Origin of the sequence: Clostridium chromiireducens (assembly GCF_003575225.1) — a bacterium.
Classification (GTDB): domain Bacteria; phylum Bacillota; class Clostridia; order Clostridiales; family Clostridiaceae; genus Clostridium; species Clostridium chromiireducens.
In genome coordinates, this window is record NZ_QXDJ01000001.1 from 1,212,096 (window position 1) to 1,230,313 (window position 18,218).

At 30.7% G+C, this 18,218-nt stretch carries 15 protein-coding genes; 4 read left to right on the top strand and 11 right to left on the bottom strand.

Annotation, left to right across the window (positions count from 1 at the left end; all coding sequences use genetic code 11):
• Window positions 1-377 precede the first annotated feature (377 nt).
• Entirely contained in the window at window positions 378-1,262 is an 885-nt protein-coding gene (locus D2A34_RS04795; protein WP_119365903.1) for an SPL family radical SAM protein, read from the bottom strand.
• A 377-nt stretch (window positions 1,263-1,639) separates the two neighbouring features.
• Here D2A34_RS04795 and D2A34_RS04800 point away from each other — a divergent pair, with 377 nt between their 5' ends.
• From D2A34_RS04800 to D2A34_RS04810, 3 genes are all read left to right on the top strand, one after another.
• Window positions 1,640-2,020: a response regulator gene (locus tag D2A34_RS04800; RefSeq protein ID WP_119365904.1), complete on the top strand. Its 381-nt coding sequence runs from the start codon at window positions 1,640-1,642 to the stop codon at window positions 2,018-2,020.
• Between the two features lie 40 nt (window positions 2,021-2,060).
• Window positions 2,061-5,003, top strand: coding sequence for a response regulator (locus tag D2A34_RS04805; protein ID WP_119365905.1), 2,943 nt, complete (start codon window positions 2,061-2,063; stop codon window positions 5,001-5,003).
• An 86-nt stretch (window positions 5,004-5,089) separates the two neighbouring features.
• Window positions 5,090-5,464, top strand: a complete 375-nt coding sequence (locus tag D2A34_RS04810; RefSeq protein WP_119365906.1) for an Hpt domain-containing protein — start codon at window positions 5,090-5,092, stop codon at window positions 5,462-5,464.
• A gap of 218 nt (window positions 5,465-5,682) precedes the next feature.
• On the opposite strand, the gene D2A34_RS04815 is transcribed toward D2A34_RS04810, so the two are convergent.
• The 5 genes from D2A34_RS04815 to D2A34_RS04835 form a co-directional block, all read right to left on the bottom strand.
• Window positions 5,683-6,081 (bottom strand): response regulator, encoded by a 399-nt coding sequence (locus D2A34_RS04815; RefSeq protein WP_119365907.1) that lies wholly within the window; start codon window positions 6,079-6,081, stop codon window positions 5,683-5,685.
• 34 nt (window positions 6,082-6,115) lie between these two features.
• Complete coding sequence (locus tag D2A34_RS04820) at window positions 6,116-7,582, bottom strand: ATP-binding response regulator (RefSeq protein WP_119365908.1); 1,467 nt, start codon at window positions 7,580-7,582, stop codon at window positions 6,116-6,118.
• 60 nt (window positions 7,583-7,642) lie between these two features.
• A complete protein-coding gene (locus tag D2A34_RS04825; protein WP_119365909.1) occupies window positions 7,643-9,259 on the bottom strand; it encodes a methyl-accepting chemotaxis protein in 1,617 nt (538 codons plus the stop codon).
• 24 nt (window positions 9,260-9,283) lie between these two features.
• Entirely contained in the window at window positions 9,284-9,778 is a 495-nt protein-coding gene (locus D2A34_RS04830; protein ID WP_079438007.1) for a chemotaxis protein CheW, read from the bottom strand.
• Window positions 9,779-9,928: 150 nt separating this feature from the next.
• The gene (locus tag D2A34_RS04835; RefSeq protein ID WP_079438005.1) at window positions 9,929-10,297 is read right to left on the bottom strand and encodes a response regulator; all 369 of its coding nucleotides are present in this window, start codon (window positions 10,295-10,297) and stop codon (window positions 9,929-9,931) included.
• A 365-nt stretch (window positions 10,298-10,662) separates the two neighbouring features.
• Between D2A34_RS04835 and D2A34_RS04840 the strand changes: the two genes are divergently transcribed.
• On the top strand, window positions 10,663-11,319 hold the full coding sequence (locus tag D2A34_RS04840; RefSeq protein WP_119365910.1) for a response regulator: 657 nt from the start codon (window positions 10,663-10,665) through the stop codon (window positions 11,317-11,319).
• Window positions 11,320-11,333: 14 nt separating this feature from the next.
• Here the strand turns inward: D2A34_RS04840 and D2A34_RS04845 are convergent, their stop codons facing one another.
• From D2A34_RS04845 to D2A34_RS04865, 5 genes are all read right to left on the bottom strand, one after another.
• The gene (locus tag D2A34_RS04845; protein ID WP_119365911.1) at window positions 11,334-12,365 is read right to left on the bottom strand and encodes a protein-glutamate methylesterase/protein-glutamine glutaminase; all 1,032 of its coding nucleotides are present in this window, start codon (window positions 12,363-12,365) and stop codon (window positions 11,334-11,336) included.
• A 27-nt stretch (window positions 12,366-12,392) separates the two neighbouring features.
• Window positions 12,393-13,208: a CheR family methyltransferase gene (locus D2A34_RS04850; RefSeq protein WP_119365912.1), complete on the bottom strand. Its 816-nt coding sequence runs from the start codon at window positions 13,206-13,208 to the stop codon at window positions 12,393-12,395.
• Between the two features lie 15 nt (window positions 13,209-13,223).
• Window positions 13,224-14,957 carry a methyl-accepting chemotaxis protein gene (locus D2A34_RS04855; protein WP_119365913.1) on the bottom strand — a complete coding sequence of 578 codons (1,734 nt, stop codon included), beginning with the start codon at window positions 14,955-14,957 and terminating at the stop codon, window positions 13,224-13,226.
• Between the two features lie 56 nt (window positions 14,958-15,013).
• The gene (locus tag D2A34_RS04860) at window positions 15,014-17,080 is read right to left on the bottom strand and encodes a chemotaxis protein CheA (RefSeq protein ID WP_119365914.1); all 2,067 of its coding nucleotides are present in this window, start codon (window positions 17,078-17,080) and stop codon (window positions 15,014-15,016) included.
• A 389-nt stretch (window positions 17,081-17,469) separates the two neighbouring features.
• Entirely contained in the window at window positions 17,470-18,213 is a 744-nt protein-coding gene (locus tag D2A34_RS04865; RefSeq protein WP_119365915.1) for a flagellar motor protein MotB, read from the bottom strand.
• Window positions 18,214-18,218 lie beyond the last annotated feature (5 nt).

Here is an 18,218-nt window from a genome sequence, read left to right on the forward strand (position 1 = left end):
CACAACCATCAAAATTCCCAATGAAACATTCCATAAAAGTATATTACTAATTTCTAGTTGGGCTATATTTCAAAGTATATATCTAGTTTATGATTTGTTTATCTTTATAGGGTTCCATAATGAGAATTTAAAGTATGCTCAAACCAGAAATTGGATACATGTTTATGAAATAGACATTTGAAAATAGGCCGGTTAGGTTTTTAATGGCTGGTTGTTCCATTTACTGATTGTCACAATGAAGTTGGGAGCATGCAGTAATGGTACAACCAGCCATTTAGAACCTTTCATCTTATTTTCATAGTCCTATGGAATAAACATGTATTCAATTTCGGTGAGCATACACATAAGTTCGATTATCACTGCGTAGCCCTATATTTCTAAAATAATGAAAGTTGATCATTATCATATCCTTTTTTATATGCCTCAATAATATCATTCATCCTGTATAATATTCCAAATCTATCACATTCCATTTTAAATAGTTTCCATAAAGCATTTGCCTTTGGTGACCTGCACTCATAATTATTTCCGAATTCTTCAATATATTTCTGTTTAATTCCCGGAAATCTTTCATCTAATTTTTTATAGTACCAATCTCTCTGGTTTTGTCTTAAAGTAACTCCAAAAGCTGGATATATAAATTTAGCGCCATTTTCATAGGCTAATTTAACAATACCTTCTATGTTTTCTTCATTATCCTCCAAAAACGGCAAAACCGGCATAAGTAAAATTCCCGAAAAAATTCCACTTTCGGAAAGCTGTTTTATTGCAGAAAATCTTTTAGAAGAAGCTGAAACGTTAGATTCTATTTTTTTGGAAAGCTCGTCACTAGATGTAGTTATCGTTATCTTTACAAGAACTGGTGAGTGACTTGATATCTCTTTTAAAATATCTATATCTCTTGTAATTAAATCGCTTTTAGTAATTAAAGAAACCCCAAAGCCATGAGCATTTATAAGTTCTAGTGCACCTCTTGTCAACTTATACTCTTTTTCAAAGGGATTATAGGGATCACTCATGGCCCCTGTTCCTATTACGCCAGTTCTCTTCTTTGATCTAAGTTCTTTGTTTATCAAAGCAAGAGCATCTTTCTTAGCTCTAACCATGTCAAAATTATCTATTCTGTAACATTCACTACGACTATCACAATAAATACAGCCATGACAACATCCTTTATAAATATTCATGTTATAATTATTTCCAAACCAAGTGCTGCTCTCACTATATCCTGATATAATAGTTTTCGCATCTATAAATTCCATTCTATCCCCTCTTTAATCTAATTTATTGAAATATAGATATCTATTTCTGATTTTTTCATTTCGGTGCCACCTTTATATTCTTCGAAATCAAGACTATATTTTTTTTTAAATGCACAATTTCATACTTCACATTTAATTCCCCTTTTCACTAATCTAAATTTTAATCACTTAATTCACTATAGCAATGATAATTAGACAACAGCATGTCATATTATAATTTTATATACATAATTTATTAAAATACCTTTTAAAAAAAGTTAATATTTAGTTAAAAATCCACCCGAAATATGTTATATTAATATCAGATGGGTTTGATTATTTATAAATATTAGGGTATTATGATGATTTTTCCAGAAATTTAGGGGAGGTTTTTTATTATGGATAAAAATAAATTAATGTCAAAAATTCTGATTGTTGACGATAATAACGCTAACATTTTACTTCTAGAAAAAATGTTAAAAATATATGGTTATAGCAATATAAAAACTTTAACAGATTCTAGGCAGGTATTAGATTTATACTCTGCATATGAACCTGACTTGATTCTACTTGACTTTAGAATGCCTTTTATGGATGGGCTTGAAATAATTGATTCCTTAAATTTATCAAATGGTTACAAAAATACCCCTATAATTATGCTTTCTGCTGAAAACGAAAAAGAATATCATAAAAAAGCATTAGTTAAAGGTGCTGTGGATTTCATTACTAAACCCTTTAATTACAATGACATAATTTCAAAGGTAAAAAGTATACTCTGATTGTTTCTCTGAAACAAAAGCAAAATCATGAGGTGGTTCCATGAATAAAATAAAAAATCATGAAAATATTTCACTTTATAAATGGATTTGGCAATCTTATATTCGTACTGCCTTTATACCATTAATAGTTGTTGAATTAATTTTTATATCTATATATTTAACTTCAGATTTTTTGTCACAAAAAAAAACAGTAGGCTATTTCAAAGAACAGGCACAAAATGAACTTGGACAAATCGCAAAACAAAAAACCGATTTGATTAACCATGAGCTGTCTTGCATTGAAAATTCTACATCATATTTTAGTAATAAACTTGAACATGCTTTATCAACATCAGCTTCATTAAGTCAAGAGGATAACGATAGCCTAAGTTACTCAGAAGATGGGACTTATTATACAAAAGAAAATTCTAAGGATGACGATGTATCAATTTTTTATAGTAACATATCGTCTACAAAAGAAATGAAACTGAAAAAAGATAAAATTGCTAAAATTTTAACCTTAAAAAATTTTATGATAGACATAAAAAATACTCAACAACTTTCTACTTCTATATATTTTAACTCATTTGATTCTTTGAATGTTACATATCCTTACACGAATATTATTTCAAAATACGGTCATCAAGCAGATGTACGTTCCTCTAATTTTTATTATGGGGCTCATAATGAACATAATCCTGAAAAAAAAGTAAAGTGGACAAATGTTTACCATGATCCAAGTGGTAATGGTTTAATAAGCTCTGCAATATGTCCAGTTTATAACAAAGATTTTCTAGAAGGTTTTGCCGGTATTGATGTATCTATGGATACAATAAAAAATCAGATTTTAACTTTGGATATTCCTTGGAATGGATATGGTTTATTAATTGAAAAAAACGGTACTATTATTACACTTACTGATAATTTTAAAAATCACTTGGATCTAGAAGAATTATCCTACAACAATGATAATCCTATGTCTAAAGATAATTATAATTTATATAAGTCTGAGGATTTATTTATTTTAAGAGATAAAATAAATAATGATTTATCCGGTTTCACAAGTTTTATGCATAAAGATGAATCTATGGTTGCATCTTGGAATACGATTTCAGGAACAAATTGGAAGTTACTTGTAATTGTTCCAGAGAAAAATATTTATTCTGATTCAAATAAATTACATAATGCTTTAACTCAAATAGGCATGATTATTATCGCAACATTAATTTTATCTTATATTATATTCTTTATTATTCTTTCTAAAAAAGCCCGAAAGATGAGTTATACTTTTTCTAATTCATTATTAGAAATTAAAAATATAATTCAGAGAATTGATAATGGTGATTATATTTCAAAAGCTCCTATATTAAATATAGCTGAATTAACAGATATATCAGTTCAACTGCTTAAACTGGGACAAAACTTAGATGAAGCAAATAAGAACTTATTAGAAACTCAAACTAAACTTAAAAAAAAGGAAATAGACTTAAAATGCCTTGTTAATTCCATTAATGATCTAATTTTAGAAGTGAATTCTAATGGGTACATAACAACATTTTGGTCTAAAAGATATCGAGATTTATATAAATTATACGAACAAGGAGACTTTAGCTCTATTTATGACCTTTTGGACAAAAAGACATCTAAAGCCGCCCTCGAGAAAATTCAGCATGTAATTCGGTTGAACGAAACTGCTTATCTTGACATTAATATTGAATCTAATTCTGGGTTAAGATGGTTTCAAGCGTGCATATCTCCAAAATTGAATGATTCAAGCAAAGTGGTAATATCAGCCCGTGATATTACAGATCAAAAAAAGATGGCGCGTTCTATTATTTCCGCAAAAGAGGAAGCTGAAAAAGCAAGTAGAGCAAAATCTGAATTTTTATCTAGCATGAGCCACGAACTTAGAACACCACTTAATGCTATTTTAGGTTTTTCCCAAATATTACAATTAGATCCCGAATCACCTTTGACTAGTTCTCAAAGTCAAAGCGTTGACGAGATACTAAAGGCAGGAAAACATTTGCTTGAATTAATAAATGAAATACTAGATTTAGCTAAAATCGAATCCGGAAAATTAAGTATATCAATTGAATCAGTACCAATTAAAGCAGTAATGGATGAAACTCTTGCTATAATAAAACCTTTTGCTGATCAACATGAAATAGATATCATTACTTATCCAGAAGCTAACTCCAATGAATTTGTTTCCGCAGACCATACAAGATTAAAACAAATATTGATTAATTTACTCTCTAATGCGATTAAATATAATAAAAAACATGGCCAAGTTGTTTATTATCAAGATTGTGTTAATGATAAATGTAGATTTCACGTAATTGATACTGGTATCGGCTTATCAAGTTCTGACTTAAAATTGATATTCAAACCATTTCAGCGTTTAAATAAGATAAATAATACGATTGAAGGTACTGGAATTGGACTCGCAGTAGCAAAACAACTTGCTGGATTAATGAATGGCGAAATACATGTCGTTAGTGAAAAAAATGTAGGTAGTCACTTTTGGGTTGAGTTTCCTTATGTAGAATCTGATTTTATGCACAATTCTGAAAGTGGTTTATCAATAGAAAACAAAAATTCTTTTTCTGAAGATAAAGTTTATAAGATACTATATGTAGAAGATAATCCTGCAAATTTAAGACTTGTGGAACGTATTCTGAGCCAAATTTGTAAATTAAAAATGCTTTCTGCAACTTCTGGAGAACTATGCATAGATTTAGCTATAGCTCATAAACCTGATCTTATTTTGTTGGACATTAATCTACCTGGCATAGATGGCTATGAGGTCTTTAAAAACCTTAAAATGTGTAAAGATACTAGTGAAATACCTGTTATTGCCATAAGCGCTCATGCTATGCCTAGCGATATAGAAAGAGGCATGCGACTTGGCTTTACAGACTATATTACTAAGCCAATCGATATTCGAAACTTTATTGATAAAATATCAAACATATTAATAAATATTGAACCAAAGGATTAAAATTATTATGCTTTATTTTTAGAAATAGCTTTAAAACTAGACTTACGCTATAACCAACCGAAAGGATGAATGGAGGTATATACTTTATGAATCATAGTTGCAGGTATGATATACTTGGTTTTACTAAAGATTTGGGCCTTAATTTAGAAGACGTGCATAATCTATACAATGAATTAATTAATGAAATTAATTTCGCCCTTGCAGAATTAAAAATATTTATAGCTAAAAATGATATAACAAATATCTCCAAGATAATTCATAACGTTAAAGGAGTTACGGGTAACTATAGACTGATTGATATTTATGAAGAAACTACTAAAATTAATGATGCATTAAAATCTAATAACTATAACAGTCTTAAATCAGACTTAAATAATTTAATTAATATTTGTTATTTGGCTGTGAAAGAAATACAAAATTACTTTAGCCAAAGGCCCGTAAATAAACAACATATGACTTAGACTTATGTGATAACCCATAGAAAGTGGATACATGTTTATGAAATAGGCATTTGAAAAATGGGTGGTTACTCCATTTACTGCTTGCCACAACTTTTAGTAGGAGTATGCAGAAATGGGGCAACCACCCATTTAGAACCTTTAAGCTTATTTTCATAGTAGTATGTAATAAACACGTATCTAATTTCGGTAAATTACACATAAATCTAAACACTATGTTATTACTCCGTATTAAGGTTTAATTTTTTCATTACTTCAATAAGTTTTTCTGTGTTTATTGGCTTAGTTACATAGACTTCGCATCCCATTTCAAAAGCATTTTGAACATCCTTTGCATTATCTAAAGCTGTTATAACAAATTTTTTAGAAATTTCCTTATCACTAATTTCCTTCTCTTTTTCAATAGAAGTAATCACTTTCAAGGCTTTTAACCCATCTAACTTCGGCATCATTATATCTAGGCATATAAGACCGTATGGATCACTTTCTTCAAGCGAAAACATAAACGCTTGAACCGCCTCCTCACCATTAACCACCATATCGCAATCACCATATTGTGAAAAAAACTTAAACAAGAATCTTCTATTAACATAATCATCTTCCGCAATAAGGATCCTCATTAATTAATCCCTCCCTTATTTATACTATCATAATTTACATTAACTTCATTACATCACTTTCTAATCGTTCAAATGCATCTTTTACCTTGTCTATATTGCTTCTTCCTGCATTTACTTTTAATTTAAAACCCATCATTACTAAATCATCAAATTTAGAAAGAAGTAAGGAATTATTTATAAAATCTGCTAACTTCTCAATTTTTCTCATATCACCTTTTGCATCGTTCATATTTTCTAAGAGTTTATGCAGTTCATTATTAAAAGCCATGTTATTCTTTATGTTAATAACCTCTTCTATATCATTTACTTTTTTAATACCCCTATAATATTTATTTACGTCCTCCACTTTGGCTAACTTAAATTTTGTAGTAAATTTAAAAGTACTTCCAACTCGTTCTTCACTCTCAAGCCAAATATCTCCATTTAACATTTCAACTAATTGCTTTGATAATGCAAGTCCTAATCCTGTCCCCCTATATTCACGAGAATATGAATTATTTAGTTGACTAAAGCTCTTGAAAAGTAAAGTTGTATCATTTTCATTAATACCTATTCCTGTATCTTGCACAGAAAACTTCATGCCAATTTCTTCTTTATATTCATAATTCTTTTCAACTATAAGCGTAACTTTTCCCTCTTGAGTAAATTTTATTGCATTGCTTATTAAATTACTAAGTATTTGTTGAAGCTTTCCATAATCTCCATATAGCAGATCAGGAATTTCCTTAAAATCATTGCACTCTAGAGTAATTCCCTTTATTTTTGCATCATAGCTATGGATTTTTATTGTTTTATTAACAAGGTCTCTAAGGCTAAAGTTATTTTGCTTTAACTCCATCTTACCAGCTTCTGATTTAGAAAAATCTAAAATCGCATTAACAATATTTATTAGAGAATATGCGCTGTTCTTCGCAATGATTAAATTTTCTCTTTGTTCATCACTTAATGTTTCACCTATTAAAGTCAACTCAATCATTCCTATGATGCCATTAAGAGGCGTGCGTATTTCATGACTCATATTTGCCAAAAAATTGCTTTTTGCCTCATTTGCTGCTTCTGCTTCCTCTTTAGCCTTTATAAGAAGATTTTTCATTTCTTCCTCAATTCTTTTTCTGTTGATTCTTTCACTGAATTCATTAAGTTCACGTTTCACGACAGGGCCAAGCCGTGCTAATTTGTCTTTCATAATGTAATCCTTACAACCAGCACGCATGGCTTCTACAGCAACTTCTTCCCCTATCTCTCCTGATACTATTATAAAAGGAATATCAAATCCTGTTTCATTCAGTATTTGCAGTGCTTCAATCGAGCTAAAACTTGGCATGACATGATCGGATAAAATAATATCCCACCTACCACTACTTAGTGCATTTCTTAATGACTCTGCACTCTCAACTTGTTCATATTCCACATTAAATCCACTCGCTTTAAGCTGAGCCACTTCGTAATTTAAAGAAGCTTTTGAATCCTCTATTATGAGAACTTTTATATCCCTTGTCATAAGTTTCACCCCGTAGAAAAGATTTAATCTTCCTTTTAATTCCTTAATGATTTACATATATTATAGGTATTGATGTATAGCATCTAAATCAATATTGTTAATGGAATTATATTTTGACGAATTATTATTAATCTTTAAGTTAAATTGCATAACTTGTTCTTTTAGCATTTCTGCTTGAGATGCCAATTCTTCACTAGCTGCTGCGCTTTCTTCTGCTGTTGCTGAATTAGTTTGCACTACAGTTGAAACTTGCATAACGCCTTGATTAATTTGATCAATTCCTTCAGCTTGCTCATTTGATGCTATTGCTATTTGATTTATAAAGTCAGCAACTTTTATAGTATCTTCAACAATTCTATTTAAAGCCTCTGAAGTTCTGTTCGCCATTTTTGTTCCTGCTTCTGCTTTCTTAATTGAACCTTCAATCATATCAGCAGTTTCTTTAGCCGCTTTTGCAGATCTTGCCGCTAGATTCCTAACTTCTTCAGCTACAACTGCAAACCCCTTGCCTTGTTGTCCTGCCCTAGCCGCTTCAACAGCTGCATTTAATGCCAAAATATTAGTTTGGAATGCAATTTCATCAATAACTTTTATTATCTTATATATACTTGTTGATGCATTGTTTATTTCATCCACCGCTCTTTGCATTTCTTTCATTTGTTCATAACCATCTTCTGCATTCACTTTAGCACTTGTCGCAATTTCATTTGCATTTGCAGCATTTTCTGCATTCATCTTTGTTTGAGCCGATATTTCTTCAATAGATGCAGTTAATTCCTCTATTGAACTAGCTTGTTCCATTGCACCTTGAGATAAAGCTATACTGGAATCAGATACTTGTTTTGACCCCGCTGCAACTTGTTCAGACGCAGCATTTATTGTACACATAGTACTGTTCAACCTATCAGTCATTTTTCTAAATGATGTAGCTAATAGTCCAATTTCATCCTTACTATTAATGTCAATATTGATATCAAAATCTCCATCTGCTACTTTATCAGCTATTCCGATTATTTTTCGAACAGGTTTGCTTATTGATGAAGAAATGAATAATCCAATCAACACAGCCATAATTATACCTATAATTAAAATAATTATCGTCATTGTTGTTGTATTTGTTGCAATCTTGCTATTATTATCAGATGTTTCCTTTGCAATATTAAGTTTCAACTTAGTAAACTTATCAATATTAGAATTTAATTCATTTAAGACTATTTTCCCATCGCTACTTAAGAGCTGTTTAGCTTTTTCTCTTTCATTTTGAAGTTTCAATTGTACCGCTTCATTTATAACATCCATGCATTTAACTTTTGAAGCTTTTATATCCTTAATAACTTCCTGGCCCTCAGTAGTTAATACTGTTTTAGATACTTTATCGATGCTTGAATCGAATTCGTTACTCTTATCCTTTATTTTATTCGCAATTTCAGGTATATTCTGGGGATCATCTTCAAGCAATATATCCCTTACATATACTCTTATAGTACTAAATGCATTAGAAACATTAATTAATTCACCTAGAGGTTCTGTCATTTTTTCGTATAACTCGGTATCTAATTTGCTAATTTTGTTTATATTAAAAACCCCTTGAACTCCTATAACCCCTGCAATAAAAGCTACAATTAAAAAACTTGAAAGTATCCTTGCGCGTATTTTCATATTATAAAACCATCTCATTTAAATACTCCTCTCTGTCACTTCTTATTCAATATTACTTAGAACGTCAGTTTCATCATCACTGATTAATTTATCGCAATCTAAAATTAACTTAACTTCACTCCCAGTTTTCCCAATGCCCTTTATGTACTTATTGTTAACTTTACTTAAATTTGGTGGTGGTATAATGTCTTGGTCTGGTATTATCAGAACTTCTGAAACACTATCCACAATAAGACCAATTGCTAGCTCATTTATATCAATTACAATTATACAAGTTCTATCATTATATTCTCTAAATATCTTTCTAAACCTCAACCTGACATCCATCACTGGAATTATCTTTCCTCTTAAATTTATAATTCCTCTTATATAATCCGGCAATTCTGGGACTAAGGTTATCGGTTGTATTCCAATGATTTCTGTAACATTATTTATGCCTATACCATAGGACTCATTATCAAGCACAAAAGTTAGATACTTTCCTCTTTGAGTATCCTCCTCCATATCAACAATATCATTAGCTGCATTTTCATTCATTTGAACGCTTCCTCTCTTTTATCTTGAATACAATTTAAATCATTCACAACGCCACTGAATTCGTCTTCATTCTTTATAATAATCTCCACTTGCTATATATTTAGTAAACTCAATAATTTTTTATTGGCTTATACAATACTAAGATATTACTTATTTATTAGCTTGACTAATAGTTAATAATTGTTGTTTAACAATCTCTTCTTTAAAAGGTTTTACTATAAATGATACTGCGCCAGCAGCTATTGCTTCCCTAACTTGTATTTCATGCCCCATTGACGATATGACTATTATTCTCGCATTCTTATCAATTGCCCTTATCAATTTTATTGCTTCTATTCCATTAAGTTCTGGCATAGTTAGATCCATGGTCACTATGTCTGGTTGTAATAACTTATATTGCTGCACAGCTTTTATTCCTGTATCCGCATCACCAACAACTTCAAATCCACACTTTTCTAGAATTGATCTTAAAGCCATTCTCATAAATGCTGCATCATCCACAACTAATACTCTTTTCATATTACCCCTTACCTCCTAAATATATTGTTTTAATTTCTACTTTCTTCTCTTAATAATTATATTTTAAATGTTTCTATAATACATTTGTAGTACCGCAAGTCATGCAGTAATATGCAAATTGCACAACAAATTTAATTCAAGATGCAAATAGCACTATTTTATAATTGATTTGTATTTACTTAAGACTCTTTTCTATATAAATTTAGTTTCGCTTTATCCATTGTTGAAATATATACAAAATGGTATAATTCATATTATGTGAGTTGGTTTTCACACCAAATACGTTTTCTATTTTTTGAAATTCATCTATTTTTACGCAAAAATTTAATATATATTAATCCATTTGAGTAAAGAGAGGTTTTTATATGACAAGGGTTATTATTGCCGAAGATCAAAGGCTTTTGAGAGAGAGTTTTAAAAATATAATTGAGAATAATAGTGATATACAAGTCATAGCATGTGCTACTAATGGAAAGGAAGCTTATGACTTATGTAAAGAACAAAATCCTGATGTAGTATTAATGGATTTGTCTATGCCCATATGCACTGGTACTGAAGCCACAAAATTAATAAAATCAGATTTTCCTTCAATTAAAGTATTAATCCTTACGGCATCTAATGACAAAACTGATGTTACAGATGCAATACGTAACGGCGCAGATGGATATATTTTAAAAGATATAAGTACTGAAGAACTGATACTATCAATTAAGAGCGCTTCTTTAGGGTTAGGAATAATTACAAAAGATATTTTAAGCCCTATGTTATTAAATCTGCGTAAGGATAGCAAAAAATCTAAAAAGAAAACTGTTGATATTCATGGTATAGATATTTCCTTAACAGAAAGAGAAATACAAATTGTATCTATGATTGTCGATGGAAAAGATAATAAAGAAATTGGAGCTTCTTTGTTTATTGCTGAAGGAACCGTCAAAAATATAATTACTGAAATCATTTCTAAGCTCCAGTTAAAGGACCGCACTCAGTTAGCCGTATACGCTGTTAAAAATGGACTAGTATAGTAGTCCATTTTTTTCTATTTAAACATATCAATCAAAATTCCTGGAATCTTTGATATATGAATTTGTTTTTCAACGGCTCCTATATCAAAGGCCACTTTAGGCATTCCATAAACAACAGAAGATTGCTCATCCTGACCAACAGTTCTTGCCCCTGCTCTTTTCATAGACATAAGTCCCTTTGCCCCATCATACCCCATTCCAGTAAGTATTACTCCTACTGCATTTCTCCCAGCCACCTTTGCCACAGATTCAAAAAGTACATCGACTGATGGGCAATGCCCATTAACCTTAATTCCAGGTGAAGTATCTACTATATATTTATCTATAGCCCTCTTAACTTTCATATGTTTATCACCTGGTGCTATCAAAACCTTCCCTGGTTCAATAATATCTCCACTCTGCGCTTCCTTCACATGAAAATGTGTTTGTAGATTAAGTCTATCGGCGAACATTTTGGAAAACACCGGGGGTATATGCTGAACTATTACTATTCCAGGCATTGTTGGAGGCATCATTTTTAATAATGTATGAATTGCTTCTGTACCACCAGTTGAAGCACCTATTGCTATAACTTTATTGTTAACAACGTTTATACTATTCTTTTCTTGTACATTCTTCACATTTGTTCGTTGCTGCTGAATTAAACTTGCTGATAAATTTGCGCTTACTGCTCCTTTAATCTTTTGTATTAACTCATTCGTAAATATTTCAAATGCATTAGGAATTCTAGCATCAGGCTTGCTAAGGAAATCTACTGCCCCTGCATCCATGGCATCAAATACAATATCACTTATAGAACTTACAACAACTATAGGAATCTTATATTGTGGCAGAAGTCTCTTAATAAATTCTACTCCATTTAACTTAGGCATTTGTACATCGCATGTCATTACATCTGGATTTAACTCAAGAAGTTTGTCTCTAGCATCATAAGGATCCACTGCTTTTCCTACCACTTCAATATTAGGATCTCTGGATATTCCTATAGATATTGCTTCTCTAAATACTAAACTATCGTCGACCACTAACACTCTAATTTTTCTCATAAATTTCACCTTCTCAACTAATTAAACTTACCCTTTTCTATATACAGATGGCATTACGTAATTGAATCCCATAGTTCCTCCATTTAATGATTCTGAATGCCCTATAAATAGATATCCTCCATCCTCCATGCTATTATAAAATTTTCTAACTAATTCATTTTTTGTATTGTTGTCAAAATAAATCATTACGTTTCTACAAAAAATAACATGAAACTTTTTCTTAAACGGAAATACACTATCCATTAAATTAAATTTTCTATATATAATTTCATTTTTTATCTTATCAGTAAACTCATATTTTTCCTCATTACAATTTCTCAAATAATCTCTCTTCCAAGTTTCAGGCAGTTGAGATACTTGCTGTTTATTATATATTCCAGTTCTAGCAATACTTAAGACTTTTTCTGAAATATCCGTAGCTAATATCTTCTTATCCCACCACAGCTTCTCTTCCTTAAAAAATTCATCTAATATAATAGCAAGAGTATATGCTTCTTCTCCTGATGAGCACCCTGCAGACCAAATTCTCAAATCCCTATCCTTTACAGATTTCATCAAGTATGGAAGTACTTTTTCTTTTAGGTAGATAAAGTGATTTTTTTCACGCATAAAGTACGTATGATTAGTCGTAATTTTATTTATTAATGTATTAACTGCTTTACCACTTTTGTCTAAAATTATATAGTCATAGTACTCTGAAAAACTTTCAAATTTTAACTCTGCTAATACATTGTGCAGTCTTCCGATAACAAGCATCTTCTTTTCCTCTTTTAGATTAATACCATAATTATCTTTAATATACTTCGATAACTTACCAAATTCTTTTTCTGTAATTGTAATCATAATATCACCTTATCTTTAATATTTTCCAAACTCACTATCGCTAAGTATTATCCTTTTAACATTACCTTCCTTTTTAATTTCAGAAGACTCATTATTTAAGAATTTTCTATCTTTCTTTTTATCTCTTTTTTCAAAATAGTTATCATCGCTTTCGTAACTTGATTCTATGTTATAATTTGAACTTACATTATAAGCTTTATTTTTTAAATTAAACATTTGAACTTGTTCTTTCAAGACTTCTGCTTGTCCTGCTAATTCTTCACTTGCAGCTGCACTTTCTTCTGCTGTAGCAGAATTACCTTGAACAACTTGAGATATTTGTATTACTCCTTGAGATATCTGTGAAATTCCTGTAGCTTGTTCATCTGATGCTTCTGATATATTATTGATTCTCCCTGAAACATTTTCTATATCTCTCACTATACTTTCAAGGGCTTCAGCAGTTTGGTTTGCAATATTTGTTCCGTCTTCAATTTTTAAAATTGATTCTTCTATAATTTTTGTAGTTTCTTTTGCTGCATTTGCAGATCTTGCAGCTAAATTCCTTACTTCATCTGCAACAACTGTAAATCCCTTCCCATATTGCCCTGCTCTTGCTGCCTCTACAGCAGCATTTAATGCAAGTATATTAGTTTGAAATGCAATTTCATCAATTACCTTAATTATTTTTGAGATATTATTTGAACAACTATTTATTTCATCCATTGCAGTAAGCATTAATTTCATTTCGCCATTTCTCTTTATTGCATTTGTTTTCGCTTTTACTGCTATAGCATTAGCTTCTTTTGCATTTTCTGCATTAATTTTTACCTGTGCAGATATTTGTTCAATAGATGCTGTCAGTTCCTCAACTGCACTTGCTTGTTCTGTGGCTCCTTGAGATAAAGCTACTGTTGAATCTGATATTTGTCTTGATCCAACTGTGACCTGCTCAGCAGCAAAACTAATATTTTCAACGACCTCACTTAACCTATGTTGCATTCTTTTCATTGATTTTGAAAGAATTCCAACTTCATCTTTTGAATCATTAGAAATTTCAAAATCTAAATTTCCTCTACTTATCTCATTTGTTACATTCATAAGTTCTGATATAGATTTACTTATTACTCTAGAAATTATTATTCCAAGAATTATGGCTGAAATCATAGCTATTACTATTACTGTTATCATTGTTATAACTGAATAGTTTACTTTAGCCGAATATTCTTGCGATTTACTAAGACCTCCTGACGTTTTCAATTCAAAAAGATTATCAACAGAATTATTTATTTGATCTGATATTGATTGAGTCTCATTACTATTCATCAACGTAAGAGCTTCATTTTCTTTTCCTGAAAGGGCCAATTCCATAATCTTATCCTTTATAGCACCATATTTTTCTAGTAGCATTCTAAGATTTGATAATTCATTTCTCCCAGCTTCTGTCTGAATCGACTTTTCGAACTTGAGCATATCTTCTTGAATTTTAGTATCATAATTTTTTATTTCACTTACATACTCATTTGTTTTAATATTATCTTTATATAACATAATATTATTTAAATTTATTTTAAGTCGTTGGTATGAAATAGAAACTTCAGCAATATCACTGATAGATATTCCATAATTCTCATATAAATCCGAATAATTCCTATCTATTTCTTTAATATTTACTATACCAATAGTTCCTACCATTCCTGCAATAAAAGCGACTATAGCAAATCCCACCATTAACTTCATTCTGATTTTAATATTATTAATCCAGTTCATACTTACTACCTCATTTATCTTTTATTAAAAAAATACTTAATCTTACATAATGACCTCTAAAGTTTTGCTATTAATCCAGTAATATCAATTATCAAACTTATGTTGCCATCTCCTAGAAGTGTACATCCTGCTAAGTCCTTTGAATTTCTAATATCCCTTATGAAACTTGGAAGCGCCTTTACAACAACCTGTTGCTGGCCTAATAATTCATCAATTAAAATACATAGCTTTCGTTCATCTTGTTCAACCATTATTAAAATTCCATCTGAAAGATTAGTTACACTCGTGCGAACACCAAAATGTTCATTAAGTCTAAGTATTGGGTAACAATGGCCTCGAACCATAATTATTTCATTATTATCTGGGTCCCTTATGATATCACTTTCTTTTGGTCTAAAAAATTCTTTTATAGAACTTGTGGGAAGCGTGTATCTCGAGTCACCTACTCTTACATTCATTCCATCTATAATAGCTAGAGTTAATGGTATTTTAATTGTCATAGTAGATCCAAAATCTTCGACACTGTCAATACTAATTGCTCCTCCTATTTTTTCAATGTTTTTCATGACTACATCCATACCAACGCCTCTTCCACTATATTCTGATACAGCATCTTTTGTTGAAAAGCCTGGTGAAAATATCAAATTAAAAATTTCTCTCTTGGTCATCTCATTTTCATGCTTATTAAGCAAACCATTTTCTCTAGCCCTTTCCAAAATTTTTCTCTCGTCAAGTCCCTTCCCATCATCTTTTACTACAACAAGTACATCACTTCCTGCATTTTTTGCCTCTAAAATCAGATTCCCTATTGGCTGCTTTCCCTTATCTACTCTCTCTAGCGAAGTCTCTATCCCATGATCAATAGAATTTCTAACTAGGTGCATTAATGGATCTGATATATGCTCAATTATATTTTTATCAACTTCAGTCTCTTCCCCTATAATCGTCAATTTAACTTCCTTATTCATTTTCTTGCTCATATCTCTGACAATTCTGTTCATCTTTTGAAAAGTAGCTGAAAGCGGCACCATTCTTACAGACATTACTGTATCTTGCATCTCTGTTATTATTTTACGTAGCTGCCTTGCTGATTTTTGAAAATTGTCTAATTCTAATCCAGCCAGGTCTGGATTTTGTGTAACCATTGATTCTGCAATAACTAACTCACCAATAAGATCCATAAGCCTATCTGCTTTAGATACGCTCAAGCTTATAAACCCTTGTCCCTGATGAGAAGCTGTTCTTTCACCTTTATTTTCTTTAACTATTGTATCTTTTTCTTTTTCATTCGATTTGAATACTTCATTTATCTCTACTTTCTCTATGATATTCTTATTTTCAATGCAATCATTTTCTTCATCTAATACAGAAATATCTAATCTACTTAGAAACACTGTTTCATTTATTATTGATTTGATCATATCAACATCTAAATTTGAGGAAAATTTCACTTCAAATCCATTTTGTCTTATTTCTTCGCTAGCTTTTTCATCATCATCAATTATATTTTCAGGTGTGTTACTAATTACTTCTGCTATTTCTGATAGCTTGTGAAGAATCCCAAAGCACCTTATATTCTCCATCCCACAACCATCAACAAACGATATATTTGCTTTATATTTATTTTTATGGTTCTCTTCCCTAACCTTACCACTGGTTATGAAAAACTTCTGCGGCTCTGCATTGTTCATCTCTACTACTGTGGAAATTTCATTTTCCTTTTTGAGTTCATTTAAAAATTCTTTAATTTCATTAATTCTATTTGCAGCATCACCATCTGATGTCTTTCCCTCTTGAATTTTTGATACTTCATTTTTAATAAAATCGATTGCATCTAATACAATATCGCTTAAAATGTTATTATCTACCCCTGTAGGCCTATTTTCTCTAAGATAGTAGAACAAATCTTCTACAGAATGTGAAATCTCTGCTATATTATTAAAAAGCATCATTGCTGATGAGCCTTTTACTGTATGCATTATTCTAAATATTTCGTTTATGGAATCGGTAAATCCATTTTCCTTCTCTCCATTAATTACTAGCTGTTCTAATTGTTCTATAAGCTGAGTTGTTTCAAAAATATACATATCTAGCATAGATTCATTTATGATATTTTCAGACATTTCAATTACCTCCCATATGCATTACCTTTAAAGCTCCAAATGAAATCTTTCATTCAGAATTTAGCATTTAGATAAATCTCCCTATATATCTATATTAAAAGTTTTATCAATATCTTTTAAGTACCACGAGGCATTGATTTAGGTGCCGATTGCACTACTATTGTAGATGTATATGCAAATTGCACATATGTATATAATAGAACGATTAAATGGCAGGATACACACGTTACCGCTACTCTAATTTATTTTATGAGTAACAGCAATGTACGCAACCTACCATTTATTATAATTACTAATAAAACTTTTAATGTTTTACTGAATAATATGTATATTCAATTTCAATTTCCACACTCTTAAATATTAAGTAAATTAACTTTTAATTCTTGTTATTAGTTAGATTTGTCTACCGGGAAATTACGAACTACATAAATTTCCACTCTTCTATTTTGCGCTTTTCCTTCTTCAGTGCTATTTGATGTCTTAGGTTTATATTCACCATATGCTTGGATTGAAACATTATCTTGCTTGATTCCCCCCGAAGAGACCATAAAGTTCATCACATTAATTGCACGCATTGCACTTAGATCCCAATTAGAACGGAATTTCCCATTACTTATCGGAACATTATCAGTATATCCAGCTACTCTAATTTGGTTATCTAATCCATTAAGCATTTTTGAGATTTTCAATAATACTGGTGACACTTCTTTTAATACGTCCGCTTCCCCTGAATTAAAAAGAACGACATCTTGTATTGCAATATCAAGTCCCTCACCATTAAGATCAACCTTTATTTTATCTGCATAACCTTCTTGCTTAATTTCTTGCTCTAACTTTTTCTTAATTTCAGTCATTTTATCTTCTTCTATTTGACTATCATTAGTTGAGATTGAATCAGATTCTCCTGCGTCTTCCATAGGTATCATAGAATTACCGTCTTTCTCCATCATACCAGAACCACCAGCGAAGATTATATTAAATTCTTTAGCCATAGCCTGCATCTTTGCTTTATCAGTTTGTCCCATTGCAAACATAACTATAAATAGTGCTAATAGGAGTGTTAACATGTCTGAATACGGAAGAAGCCATGCTTCATCAACATGCTCTTCATGATGTTGTTTTTTTCTACTCATCACTA